Genomic DNA, 12,378 nt, shown 5'->3' with positions numbered 1-12,378 from the left:
GCTGACGGGTCCACCGCGATGAGCGTACTGAGCGTAGCTGCGGCGTCTGTTGCCCCGTGCCGGAGTTCCCTACCCGTCCCACGCCGGTCGAACCTCCTTCGTGATCTTGTCGACAGCCGGGCCCGCCACGCGCGCCGGGGCGGGGTGATGTGGGCGGAGCGGGGCGTACCTGTCAGGATTGACGGTGGCGTGCGCGCGGCCGGCCTCGGCCGGCGGCGGCGGACGGACCTCGCGGCCCGCGCCCGCGCCCGCGCCCGCCAGCTCGCGATCGCAACCGACGGAGGTAGCCCGCACCGTGGCCCAGTTCATCTACGTCCTGGAAAAGGCGCGCAAGGCGCACGGCGACAAGGTCGTGCTCGACAACGTGACGCTGAACTTCCTGCCGGGGGCCAAGATCGGTGTGGTCGGTCCGAACGGCGCCGGTAAGTCCAGCCTCCTCAAGATCATGGCAGGTTGGGACCAGCCGAGCAACGGCGAGGCCCGGCTCATGCCCGGCTACACCGTCGGCATGCTGGCCCAGGAGCCGCCGCTCAACGACGCCAAGACCGTCCTCGGCAACATCGAGGAGGCGGTCGCCGAGACCAAGGCCAAGCTGGAGCGGTTCAACAAGATCGCCGAACAGATGGCGACCGACTACTCCGACGAGCTGATGGAGGAGATGGGCAAGCTCCAGGAGGAGCTCGACCACGCCGACGCCTGGGACGTCGACTCCAAGCTCGAACTGGCCATGGACGCCCTGCGCTGCCCCGCGCCGGACGCCGACGTGACCCAGCTGTCCGGCGGTGAGCGCCGCCGGGTGGCGCTGTGCAAGCTCCTGCTGGAGGCGCCGGACCTGCTGCTGCTCGACGAGCCCACCAACCACCTGGACGCGGAGAGCGTGCAGTGGCTGGAGCAGCACCTGGCCAAGTACGCCGGCACGGTGATCGCGATCACCCACGACCGGTACTTCCTCGACAACGTGGCCGGCTGGATCCTGGAGCTGGACCGGGGCCGGGCCATCGGCTACGAGGGCAACTACTCGACCTACCTGGAGAAGAAGGCCGCCCGGATGGCGGTCGAGGGCCGGCGCGACGCCAAGATGAAGAAGCGCCTCGACGAGGAGCTGGAGTGGGTCCGCTCCAACGCCAAGGCCCGCCAGACCAAGTCGAAGGCCCGCCTCGACCGGTACGAGGAGATGGCCACCGCGGCCGAGCAGACCCGCAAGCTGGACTTCGAGGAGATCCAAATCCCGCCGGGCCCGCGCCTGGGCAGCACCGTGATCGAGGTCAAGAACCTCGTCAAGGCGTTCGGTGACCGGGTGCTGATCGACGACCTCAGCTTCTCGCTGCCGCGTAACGGCATCGTCGGCGTGATCGGCCCGAACGGCGTCGGCAAGACCACCCTGTTCAAGACCATCGTGGGCCTGGAGGAGCCGACCGGCGGCTCGGTCCGGGTCGGCGAGACGGTCTCCCTGTCGTACGTCGACCAGAGCCGGGCCGGCCTGGCGGGCGACAAGACGGTCTGGGAGACGGTGTCCGACGGGCTGGACCACCTGCTCGTGGGCAAGGTCGAGATGCCGTCCCGGGCGTACATCGCCGCGTTCGGCTTCAAGGGCCCGGACCAGCAGAAGCCGACCAAGGTGCTCTCCGGCGGCGAGCGGAACCGGCTCAACCTGGCGCTGACCCTCAAGATCGGCGGCAACGTGATCCTGCTCGACGAGCCGACCAACGACCTCGACGTCGAGACGCTCGGCAGCCTGGAGAACGCGCTGCTGGAGTTCCCCGGCTGTGCCGTGGTCATCTCCCACGACCGGATGTTCCTGGACCGGGTCGCCACGCACATCCTGGCCTGGGAGGGCGACGACCAGAACCCGGCGCGGTGGTTCTGGTTCGAGGGCAACTTCGAGGCGTACGAGAAGAACAAGATCGACCGACTCGGCGCGGAGGCCGCCCGGCCGCACCGGGTGACGTACCGCAAGCTCACCCGTGACTGACCGGTTCGTCTACGACTGCACGCTGCGCTGGTCCGACCTGGACGCGTACGGCCACGTCAACAACTCGCGCTTCCTCACCCTGTACGAGGAGGCGCGGGTGGCGATGATGTTCGCCGGCGGCCGGGCGTGGGGCGTCGACTCGTTCTCCGACGGGGTGGTCATCCGCCGGCACGAGGTCGACTACCTGCGCCCGGTCGACTACGCGCTGGGCCGGGCCACCGCGGAGGCGGCCCCCACGGTCCGGATCGAGCTCTGGGTGGAGGAGATCCGGGCGGCCTCGTTCACCGTCGCCTACGAGCTCTACGACCGTGACGTGCTGGCCAGCCGGGCCCGCTCGGTGCTGGTCCCGTTCGACCTGGCCGCGCAGCGGCCCCGCCGGATCTCCGCCGACGAGCGGGCCTTCCTGCTCCGGTACGCGCCCGGGCACGCGGCATGACCACGCCGGCGACCGGGCACGGGCTGGACGGGGTGGCCGACGTGGGCGCCTTCCTGGCCCGCCTGGTCCGGCTGGACCCGGCCACCCTGGTCCGGCTCCGGCCGGTGCCGGGGGCCGGGCGTACCGCCCTCTGGGCCCGGCTGCCGTGGGACGTGCTCGTGGTCCGGACCGTCTCCGGCGCGGCGCCGGGCGACGTCACGGTGGGGGCGGGGGAGCTGCTGGCGGAGCTGTCGGCGGGTGGCGACGCGCTACCCCGCCGGCGGGACGACGGCTGGCGCTGGCCGCTGCCGCCGGCGGCCAGCCGGGCCGTGGAGGCGCTCCCCGGCGCCGAGGTCCGGCGGATCGCCGCCGCGGCGGCCGGGACGCTGCGCGAGGCGGCCACCCACGGCGTGGCGGGCCGGGCGGTGGGCCAGCGGGCCCTGCGGGACGCGCTGCTGGACCACGTCGCGGTGGTGGTGACCCCGGACGAGGCGCCGGACGCCCCGGTGGAGGTGCCGCAGCGGCTGGTGCAGGGGCTGGTCCGGATGGGCTTCGTCGGTGCCGGCGACGTTCAGGTACGCGTGGCCGGCCGTTGGGTCGGGCTCGTCGGACCGTACGGAGCGGCCTGGTCGCGTAAGGTCGCTGATCTTGCCCTGACGCCCATCACGACTCATCCGAACGGATGACCCCTGATCATTCTTACGGTTTGGGGCAGCCGTTGGGGGGATGCCTCATCCCGGCTGTCCGGGTACCGTCCATCCTCGGATCCAACGCACCGTAGGCGGCTGGATCCGCTGGGGAGTGAGGTGCGCGAGCGATGCCGTGGTGGTCATGGCGCCCAGGTCCCGCCGGCGGCGGCGGGGATCCGGAAACTCGAAGCGGGATCACAGTGGATGACACCGTCCGGGTCGGACCACCGACCCCCCGTCAGCCGGGGGACGACGCGGCGGCCGCCGAGCGGCCCGTGATCGCCGACAGGCCGGCGACCGTCGCCCCCGTCACCCTCCGCCGGGTCTGCGACGCGCTCGACCTGCTCGACGTGCGCTACCTGGCCGACGGTGACGGCAACCTGCTGGCCATGTGGGAGCGGCACGCGGTGCTGGTCACGCTGGAGGGGCCCGAGGACGAGATCCTCGTGATGCGGGCCCGGCCGCACGCCACGGTCCCGCCGGACTGGGCCGACCGCGCCTACCGGGTGGTCAACGAGTGGAACCACACCCGGCGGTTCTGCAAGGCCTACATCGGCGACCCGACCGAGCGCGGCCAGTTGCCCATCTACGCGGAGCTCCAGGTCCCGCTCGGCGCCGGCACCCACGACGCGCTGCTGGTCGAGATGCTCGACTGCGGCGCGGCGGTGGCCACCACCTTCGTCGACTGGCTGCACGACGAGGGCGCCCTGCTCTGACCGCCGGTACGGACGGCGGGCGCGGCCGCGCCGGTCAGCCCTCGGCCGCCGGGTCCTCCATCACGTTCACCATGAAATAGGCGGCCCGCTCCAGATAGTCCCAGAGCGCGGCGGCGAGCTGCGGCGGCAGGTCCAGCCGGTCCACGGCCCGCCGCATGTGGTGCAGCCAGGCGTCCCGTTCGACCGCGCCGATCCGGAACGGGGCGTGCCGCATCCGCAGCCGCGGGTGGCCGCGCTGCTCGGAGTAGGTGTGCGGGCCACCCCAGTACTGGATGAGGAAGAGGGTCAGCCGGTCCGCCGCGGGCCCGAGGTCCTCCTCCGGGTACATCGGCCGCAGCAGCGGGTCGGTGGCGACACCGGCGTAGAACTCGTCCACCAGCTTGCGGAAGGCGGGTTCGCCGCCGATCGCCTCGAAGAGGGTCATCGACTCGCCTGGGGAAGTCACGCCACCCATCCTGCCAGGTGCCGCCCGGAGCCGGCCCGCGCCCACCGCCGCAGCGGGAGTCAGGTCACCGCGTGCCGGCGCCGGCTGCGCTCGCCGGACCGGTCGCCCACCGCCGCCCCCCGGGCCGGGGTGTGCCCGGGACGCTCCCCGGCGGCCACCGTGGCGGGGGACTCCGAGCGGGCGGTCTCGACGGCCGCCTGGACGGCCGCCGGGCGCGGCCAGGTCAGCACCGCGAGGAGCATCAGCAGCACGCCGGCGGCGCTCCAGGTGCCGACCACCGACGGGATGGCGAACCGCTCGGCGAGCGCCCCGGTGACCAGCACGGCGGCGCCCTGGATGATCTGGGTGCCGCTGGCCATAACGCCGAACGCCCGGGCCCGGTAGCCGTCCGGCAGGGCCTGGACGAAGAGGCCGTTGGCGACCGGGATGAGCCCGGCCACCGCGAAGCCGCACGCGGCGGCGAGGAGCGCCACCACGATCGGCGACGGGTCGAGCAGCGCCGGGACCAGCACCGCCGGAGCGATCACCGCCAGCGGCCGCATCAGGGCCAGCCGGCGGGCCGGGGCGACGAGCCGCCCGACGATGAGCCCGCCCAGGACGTAGCCGACCGGGTTGGCGGCCATGATGACCGCCTGCGCCGTGCCGGTGTTCATGCCGTCCCCGGCCCGCTCGGCGGCCCAGGCCGCCGCGAGCCCCTCGGGGACGATCGAGAAGAGCATCGCGCTGAACACCAGCACCGCGATGGCGCGCAGCACCGGGCGGCCGAAGACGAGCGCGAACCCCTCGGCGGTCTCCCGCAGCAGGTGGCTGCGGTGCGCCTCGGTCATGGCCGGCGGCCGGTTGTGCAGGCCGAAGCGGACCAGGGCCGCGGAGAGACCGAAGGTGGCCGCGTTGATGAGCAGTGCGGCGGCCGGGTTGACCGCGGCCACGGCCGCGCCGATCAGGTAGCCGAGGACCTGGGCGGCCTGCCCGGTGCTCGCGGAGACCGACAGGCCGACCACCAGCCGGTCGCCGGTGAGGATCTGGGCCATCAGCGCGGACCGGGCGGCCTGGCCGGGCGGGTTGGCCAGCGTGGCGGCGAAGACCAGGGCCAGGATGGCCCAGGGCGGGATCCCGGGTAGGGCGACCAGCACCATCAGGGCCATCCGGACCAGGTCGCAGGCCACCATGACCTGCCGGTACCGGTAGCGCTCGGCGAGCGCCGAGAGCAGCGGGCCGCCGACCAGCCAGGGCAGGTAGCTGGCCGCGAAGGCGGCGGCGGAGAGCGCCACCGAGTCGGTCTGCCGGTAGACCAGGACCGTGACCGCGGCCTTCGCCACGTAGTCGCCGATCCAGGACAGAGCGCTTGCCGTGAAGAGGACACGGAACTCCACGAGGCTGAACAGTTCGCGGAAAGTGGCCGGCCCCTCCTGGGCGGGTCGCTCGTCGGACACCGTCGCCTCCATCGTCTCCCGGTCGCCACTCGTGATGGCCTGACCTGGAAACAGTCGTCAGATCTACGGATCAGCGAGGACACGAGCACGCTCCCCAAGGGAGCGTGTTCACCGGATTCTGCCCGATCGTCTGACAACTGGCTAGGGTGAACGGATTGATCGTCGCATCTCCGACTGAACGAACGGACGATACCCGAGGGGCCGCGCGGTGCGCGACCCCCGAAAATCGTCGGGTCCGTCGAGCCGACCGGCGACCCAGGTCAGGTGGCCCCGCCGGTGCCGGTCTCGCCTCCGGCCGGGGTGCGGGCCGGCAGACCGGGATAGAGCCGGGCCGCCGCGATCCGCGCCGTGATGCCCGAGTTCTCCAGCGCCTCGGCGAGCCGGCGGCGCAGCTCGCGACCGACGGCGAACTGCCCGTCGGCGGTGGTCTTGACGACGGTGCGGATCACCGCGCCGTCGACCGTCATCTGCTCGACGCCGAGCACCTCCGGCTCCTCGACGATCTGCGGCGCCAGCTCCGGGTCCAGCGCGACCGAGGAGGCCGCCGTACGCAGCACCGCGGTGGCCTCCTCGGTGCCGGCGAAGCCGATCGGCAGATCGACCACGACCAGGGCCCAGCCCTGGCTCTTGTTGCCCACCCGGACGATTTCGCCGTTGCGGATGTACCAGAGCACCCCCCGGCCGTCCCGGACCGTGGTGACCCGCAGGCCCACGGCCTCCACCACACCGGTCGCCTCGCCCAGGTCCACGGTGTCGCCGACGCCGTACTGGTCCTCGATCAGCATGAACAGGCCGGCGATCAGGTCCTTGACGAGGCTCTGCGCGCCGAAGCCGAGGGCGACACCGGCGATGCCGGCGCTGGCCAGCAGCGGGGCCAGGTCGAAGCTGAACTCCTTGAGCACCATGAGCAGGGCGATGCCGAAGATGAACGCGGTGACCATGCTGCGGAGCACCGAGCCGATCGCCTCGGCACGCTGCCGCCGCCGCTCCGGCACGAACTGCTCCGGGTCGAGCGTGGCGCTGGGGATCCGCTCGCGCAGCGGGCGGAGCATGGTGGGCACCGCACCCTCGGTGGTGGTCCGGACCAGCCGGTTGATGGTGCGGTGCAGCGCCCAGCGGGCGGCCACGGCGAGCAGCAGGATCAGCACGATTCGCAGCGGCTTGAGCAGGATCCAGTAGCTGCTCTCGGCGAACCAGGCGGAGTTCGTGACCTTGTACACCCACTCGCAGGAGCTGCTGCCCTGGCAGTCCGGGCGCCGGTCGGAAACGGCGGACAAAACGGTGGCGATCAGCTCGGAGAGACTCACCCTGCTTTCGTACCGCAACGCCGCTGGGCGCCGGCTGGCGGCCCGCCCTGCTCCCGCCCACGGGGCCGCCGGACCGACCACGTGGGGCGGAACCGGTCATCGTGGCACGGGCGGAGAAAGCTTCACGAGGGTACCCCGGATTAGTGCGTGCAATCCCCGAAAACGGGCATCAGTGGGGCCTTGACCTGCTGAAACGCTCGGGAAAGATCATCCGGCACAACCAGGGCACAAACTAGCGGTGACCTTGAACGGGAGGCGTGGCCGGCTGTCCGGCCGTGACTGGCCGGAGGATCCGCCCCAACAGGCCACGCTGTCGGTCCTTCTTCGGCAGCCAGTGCACGTAGGTCTCCAGTGTGATCCGCAGGCTGGCGTGCCTCAGAGCGTGCTGCACCTCCTGGGGCTCAGCGCCGTTGCTCATCAGGGTCGTGGCGAAGAAGTGGCGCAGCGAGTGGAAAGTGCCTTCCTTCGGCCAGCCCGCAGCGGACCGCCAGCCCTCCCACAGCTCAGACCAATATCGGTCGGTTATCAGCTTTCCCCGCGTGGTGGTGAACAGGAGTGCTGCCTTACGAGTTCCCCGTCCTTCCCTGGTGATGTCGGGAAGCTCGAATTCAACGGGGCCAACCTCTTTGATATGCGCTGCCACTTCCTCAGCTACCACGGCGTCCAGATCGACCGTTCCCGCCGATCCGCTTTTCGGCGGGGCGAGGTAGAAGCCGCCGAAGTGCTCTGCGGAGTGCCGCAACTGCTGGACGACATGCAGCTCTTCGCGAGCAACGTCGAAACACCGGGGGTCGTCCTCCATGCCCAGGGCCTCACCGATGCGCAAACCTTCACCGGCCCCGAGCCAGATAGCGGCGCGGAATCGGCGGGGCACGACCTCCAGGAGCGTGAGCACCTGGTCCTCGGTCGGCACCCACCTCGGTGCCCGTGACATCCCGCGTAGGACTTGCGCAAGGTTCACAGCGTTGCAGGGGTTGTCGTCAAGCACCTTGTCGATGACGGCGGCGTTCATGATGGTCTTCAGGACCCCGAAGTACAGGCCGATGGACGACTTCTTGGTTCCGTCATCCAGCAGCCGGCCTAGCCAGGACATCACATCGGTTAGCGTGATGGACCGGATTGGCTTCTCACCGAACGTCGGCAAGAGGCGCTTCCGAAGGTTCTGCGGAACGCGTCGCCGCGTCTCGACGCTCCACCCCGACTCTCGCGACTCCTTCCACCGCCACGCGTATTCGGCGAAGGTGAGTCGGCCTACTTCGTCGCTCACCTTGACGGCTATGGCGACGCCCGAGCGGCATGCAAGGTCGAACTCCTCCGCATCCCGTTTGAGGTCGAACAGCCTTTCTCGGTCGTTGTTGTCTGCGTCGGTGTAGCGGACTCGCCAGCGTTTTCCCCGGCCGTGCCGTTTCGACGGGATGAGCTTTCTCGTGTCCGGGTCGCGTTTCCTGAGGTACCACAGGTCGTCAATCGGCATGTCAGGCCGCCCGGTCTTCCAGCCACGCCCGGACATCGGCGGGGTTGTAGCGCAGGTGCCGGCCGACTTTGAAGGCGCGCGGGCCGGTGCGGCGGTGCCGCCACTGGTAGAGCGTGCCGACAGGGACGCGGAGGAACGCGGCCGTTTCGGTGATCGACCACAGCTCCGGCAGCGGGGTAGGGGTGGGTGGGGTCATCCTGGCTCCTTTCGGGTGAGGGTGATGTAGGCGCGGCTTTCGCCGCTGTAGTCGCCATGGCGGGTGTTGGTGCGGCAGGTGACGCGCTCGGGGCCGTAGTGGGCGACGAGCTGGGCGGCGATGGTGGTGGCGTGGGTGGTGACGGTGGCGGTCGGGCCGATGAGCCGGACCGCGACCAGGGGGCGGGGACGTGTGGGCATGGGCGTCCTCCTTCCAGGCAGAGACGGGGGTGCTGTGTGCCGCTGTGGAGTTGTCAAGGAACGAAGGGACGGCGGGTGTTGACACGTACGTGTCAAGCGGCGGCAGGCTGGCCGGCGGTGGCGTGGTGGGCGGCCAGCTCGTCGGCCAGGGCGTCGAGGCCGGCGAGGTGGCGGGCGCGGGCCATGGCGGCGGCGGTGTTGGCCAGGAGGGCGTCGCCGGTGGTGATCCAGCCGGTGGCGTGGTAGCCGAGTTCGTAGATGACCTGCTCGGCTTGTTCGTCGTCCCAGGTGTGGGGGTGGCCTTCGGTGCGGCGCCAGATGGTGCGCTGCATGCGGATGAAGCCGAGGGTGGCGGAGAAGGCGCGGCTCTTGGTGGTGATGTGGCCGCCGTAGCCGAACTGGTGCGCCCAGCGGCGAAGGCGGGTGTAGTCGGGGTGTTCGCCGAGGTCCCAGCAGGCGCGGATGAGCCGCCCGAGGTGGGTTGTCGGGTCGCCGTGGACCTCGACGGAGAGGTCGTCGACGCGGCGCAGGTTCAGCCCGGTGACTTCGGTGCTCTTGGTGACGTACTTGGCGATGTACCCGGTGATCTGGGCGAGGTTGACCTCACCGCCGGGGGCATTGACGTGCTTCACGTCCAGGCCCTTGTCACCCCAGGCGATGTGCCACCCCTGGCCGCCGTTGGCCGGGTGAGGGGCCGAGGTGTAGGCGGTCTTCACGAACGCCGCCCGAGCGGCTTCCTCGAACATGTCGCGGGTGATCTGGCGAGGCGGCGGGACGATCGCGCCAGGGCAGTCGGGATTCTCGCCGTCCAAGCGGATCAGGGCGTGGTAGTGGATGACGCCGCGTACCTGGAACTCGTAGACCTTGATGTAGCGGCGGCGCAGCTCCACCCCGTGAACCCGGCCGAGCCGGCGCAGCTCCCGGTCGACCTGTTGGATGGTGCGCCGCCACAGCTCCGGTGCTTCGTGGTTCCAGACGACTTGGGCGGTGTGGTCGTAGCAGTCCAAGCACAGCGGCTGCCCGAGCTGCCCGTCACCGGCCTTGTGGCGCTGCCCGCAGCGCAGGTCCACACCGTGCGGGCAGGTGCGGCCGAACGGGTGGCACACCGAGGCGCGGCAGGTGCAGCCGTCCTTCTTGCAGCAGTCCGCGGCGTGGACCTTCACGACCCGGTGGTGCACCGGGCCGAAGGAGGGGGCGGTGGCGGTCAGGAAGATCGCGATGTGCTCGTGCAGCGGCGGCAGGCCCCACCGATCGCCTTGCAGACCGGCCTTAATCAGGTGGTAGGTGTCTCGGCGATACACCTCGGCGCAGGAGGGGCAGACGGCGGCGCGGCGGTTGCCGCACGGGGTGTAGATCGCCCCGTCGGGCATGTCCTCGGTGTCGATGGTGGCCATGCGGTTGCCGTCGGCGTCGTTGACGTGGATCTGTCCCGCAAGGCGGATCGGGTGCTTGCACGCCGATGCCGCGCGGACGTGCCCGAGCCAGTCCGGGTAGTCCGGGTCTTGGGCGCGGGCGCGGCCGGAGGCGACGGTGCGGGGATCGTGCCCGCGTACCCAGCCGTCATCGGCGGGGCGGGTGGAGGTCGGGGTGGCCCAGGGCCAGTAGCCGGCGGGCTCGGCGGAGGCTCCCGTACCCGGGACCGTAGTGGTCCCGGGTGCGAGAGGCAGCGTCGAGGAGGTCACGCGGTGGCTCCCACGGCAGTGCCGTTGTGCTGGTGGTCGTTGATGGTCGGTTGAGTGCTGAGGGCCGTCAGGAGATCGGCGGCCGTGTGGGTCGGGACGCGCAGCCGGACGGCGAGCTGTCCCGGGTTGATCGGTTCACCGTGGGCCTTTTCGTGCGCCGTGGCGACGAGCCGGGCGTTGGAAAGCAGCGCCGCAGGCAGGTCGTTCTTGGCCGTCACGGGCGCCGCAGGTGCCGGGGTCGTGTCGGTGTCGGTGGTGTCCGGGGTGGGCTCGACCGTCGTCGGGGTGTCGGTGTCCTCGCCAGAGGTGGGCGGGTTGACGGGTTCGATGGGTTGGGGGTTGGTGGCCGGGGTCGCGGCGGCCGGGCGGACCAGCGGCGAGGCGGGGATGTCGGATGACGGGGCCTCGGCGGTGGTGGCCGGCGCAGGTGCCGCGAGGAGATCGGTGGGCCGGGTGGCGTGCTTGGTGGCGAGTAGGGCGGCGGTGGCCATGAGCATCAGGCCATCCACGGCGAGGGGACCGAACCAGACGACGAGGGTTTCCTCGTTGTAGTGGTCGAGCAGTCCGGACAGGTGCCGGTAGGACACGAACGCGGCGACCAGGGCGACGGGCGGCAGCCCGACCCAGCGCAGCACGTTCCAGCCCCAGCCGGTCGGCCAGGGCGTGCGAGCGAGGATCTCGATGGCGATGAACAGGAACAGCGGCCAGACGATCGAGGAGACGACCGCACCGGGTTCCGGGGACCAGTTCTCCGGTGCCCCGTCTGGGGCGATGAACGAGTGCGCGATGTTCGCGGCGACGGACACGAGTCCGCCGAGGATGAGGCCGAGGTACGACCAGCCGCGCGAGGGTCGAGAGGTCGTCGTCATGAGGTCGCCTCTCGATCGCAGTCGAAGCATTCGCCGAGTGAGCGGGGGATGTAGTAGGGCTTGACCTGCTGGCAGGTGGGGCAGGTACGCCGCGCGGTGAGCGCCTTGTCGATGGCGGCGCGTTGCGCCGGGGTGGCGGTGCGCTTGGGCACCGCGAGGTCGAGGCGGAACAGGTAGGCAATGCGCTTTCCGCGACGCCAGAGGATCTGTGCGGCGGGGTCTTGGCCGCCGGGTCGCAGCTGTCGGTCGCGGAGCTGACGGCGGGTCAGCAGCCCGGACGGGGCGAGCTTGAACGGGTAGGTCGGCAGGCCGTAGCGCTCGCCGGTGGGGTCGTAGAAGACCATCGGGTCGTCGTCCTCCGGGTCGTTGTCGGCCTGGCCGCCGGCGGCGGGGCCGGTGGCGAAGGTGGGGTGTTCGTAGGTGTCGCGGTCGATGTCCTCGGGCAGGAACGCCGCGCCGCAGGGGGCGCAGACGATGGGGCCTTCCTCGAAGGCGGCCTTGGAGATGCGCAGCTTGCGGGGGCACTCGCATTCGCAGGAGACGCCGTTGTTGTTGTTCGTGCGCTGCTTGCCCTCGCCGGTGGGTTCGGGGTGGCGGTAGAAGCGCAGCGCCTCAGCGAGGTCGGTGATGGTGTGCCGGTAGCGGGCGCGGGTGAGGTCGGTCAGGGTGCAGGGGGAGTAGCCGAGCTTGTCGTCCTTGGTGGTGGACATGCCGAGTTCGGCGGCGAGGGTGGCGAAGCGCTTGTTGTGCCAGCGGCCCTGGCGGGAGGTGTCTTGGATGCCTCGGGCGTCGGCCAGGGCGTGGGTGGCTTCGTGCAGCAGGGTGGTGAAAACGGCCTCGGGTTCGCGGGACAGGCCCTCACCGGAGATGAGGATTTCGGGGAGCTGGTTGTCGCCTGCCTGCCAGCGCAGGGCGGCGAAGTGGCCCCACTTCATGCCCTGGTTGGGCTTGGTGGGCGACCCGGAGCCGACGACGAGTAC

Annotated in this window: 13 protein-coding genes; 4 read left to right on the top strand and 9 right to left on the bottom strand. The window is 71.0% G+C overall.

Annotated features, from left to right (window positions below):
- Positions 1-295 precede the first annotated feature (295 nt).
- From ettA to ABZW14_RS11020, 4 genes are all read left to right on the top strand, one after another.
- On the top strand, positions 296-1,972 hold the full coding sequence (gene ettA / locus ABZW14_RS11035; RefSeq protein WP_355343352.1) for an energy-dependent translational throttle protein EttA: 1,677 nt from the start codon (positions 296-298) through the stop codon (positions 1,970-1,972).
- Entirely contained in the window at positions 1,965-2,408 is a 444-nt protein-coding gene (locus ABZW14_RS11030) for a thioesterase family protein (RefSeq protein ID WP_355343349.1), read from the top strand. The genes ettA and ABZW14_RS11030 overlap by 8 nt, the downstream gene beginning before the upstream one ends.
- Positions 2,405-3,073 carry a hypothetical protein gene (locus tag ABZW14_RS11025; protein ID WP_355343347.1) on the top strand — a complete coding sequence of 223 codons (669 nt, stop codon included), beginning with the start codon at positions 2,405-2,407 and terminating at the stop codon, positions 3,071-3,073. The genes ABZW14_RS11030 and ABZW14_RS11025 overlap by 4 nt, the downstream gene beginning before the upstream one ends.
- A gap of 131 nt (positions 3,074-3,204) precedes the next feature.
- Positions 3,205-3,792, top strand: a complete 588-nt coding sequence (locus tag ABZW14_RS11020) for a YbjN domain-containing protein (RefSeq protein WP_355343344.1) — start codon at positions 3,205-3,207, stop codon at positions 3,790-3,792.
- Positions 3,793-3,826: 34 nt separating this feature from the next.
- Here ABZW14_RS11020 and ABZW14_RS11015 read toward each other — a convergent pair whose 3' ends face one another.
- The 9 genes from ABZW14_RS11015 to ABZW14_RS10975 all read right to left on the bottom strand — a co-directional run bounded on the left by ABZW14_RS11015 (position 3,827) and on the right by ABZW14_RS10975 (position 11,742).
- Positions 3,827-4,216, bottom strand: coding sequence for a globin (locus ABZW14_RS11015; RefSeq protein WP_208602946.1), 390 nt, complete (start codon positions 4,214-4,216; stop codon positions 3,827-3,829).
- Positions 4,217-4,296: 80 nt separating this feature from the next.
- Positions 4,297-5,682, bottom strand: coding sequence for an MFS transporter (locus ABZW14_RS11010; RefSeq protein WP_355343341.1), 1,386 nt, complete (start codon positions 5,680-5,682; stop codon positions 4,297-4,299).
- Between the two features lie 248 nt (positions 5,683-5,930).
- Positions 5,931-6,977 carry a mechanosensitive ion channel family protein gene (locus tag ABZW14_RS11005; protein WP_355343338.1) on the bottom strand — a complete coding sequence of 349 codons (1,047 nt, stop codon included), beginning with the start codon at positions 6,975-6,977 and terminating at the stop codon, positions 5,931-5,933.
- 232 nt (positions 6,978-7,209) lie between these two features.
- Entirely contained in the window at positions 7,210-8,451 is a 1,242-nt protein-coding gene (locus ABZW14_RS11000) for a site-specific integrase (protein ID WP_355343335.1), read from the bottom strand.
- A gap of 1 nt (position 8,452) precedes the next feature.
- Positions 8,453-8,647, bottom strand: a complete 195-nt coding sequence (locus ABZW14_RS10995) for a helix-turn-helix domain-containing protein (RefSeq protein ID WP_355343333.1) — start codon at positions 8,645-8,647, stop codon at positions 8,453-8,455.
- A complete protein-coding gene (locus ABZW14_RS10990) occupies positions 8,644-8,847 on the bottom strand; it encodes a hypothetical protein (protein WP_355343330.1) in 204 nt (67 codons plus the stop codon). The genes ABZW14_RS10995 and ABZW14_RS10990 overlap by 4 nt, the downstream gene beginning before the upstream one ends.
- A 92-nt stretch (positions 8,848-8,939) precedes the next feature.
- Positions 8,940-10,529 (bottom strand): replication initiator, encoded by a 1,590-nt coding sequence (locus ABZW14_RS10985; protein ID WP_355343328.1) that lies wholly within the window; start codon positions 10,527-10,529, stop codon positions 8,940-8,942.
- Positions 10,526-11,398: a DUF2637 domain-containing protein gene (locus ABZW14_RS10980; RefSeq protein WP_355343325.1), complete on the bottom strand. Its 873-nt coding sequence runs from the start codon at positions 11,396-11,398 to the stop codon at positions 10,526-10,528. Before ABZW14_RS10980 ends, ABZW14_RS10985 begins: the two co-directional genes overlap by 4 nt.
- Positions 11,395-11,742 (bottom strand): RRQRL motif-containing zinc-binding protein, encoded by a 348-nt coding sequence (locus ABZW14_RS10975; RefSeq protein ID WP_355343904.1) that lies wholly within the window; start codon positions 11,740-11,742, stop codon positions 11,395-11,397. Before ABZW14_RS10975 ends, ABZW14_RS10980 begins: the two co-directional genes overlap by 4 nt.
- Positions 11,743-12,378: the final 636 nt, after the last annotated feature.

Source organism: Micromonospora sp. NPDC004551 (assembly GCF_040609975.1).
Classification (GTDB): domain Bacteria; phylum Actinomycetota; class Actinomycetes; order Mycobacteriales; family Micromonosporaceae; genus Micromonospora.
This window is presented reverse-complemented; position numbering and strand designations above follow the sequence as displayed.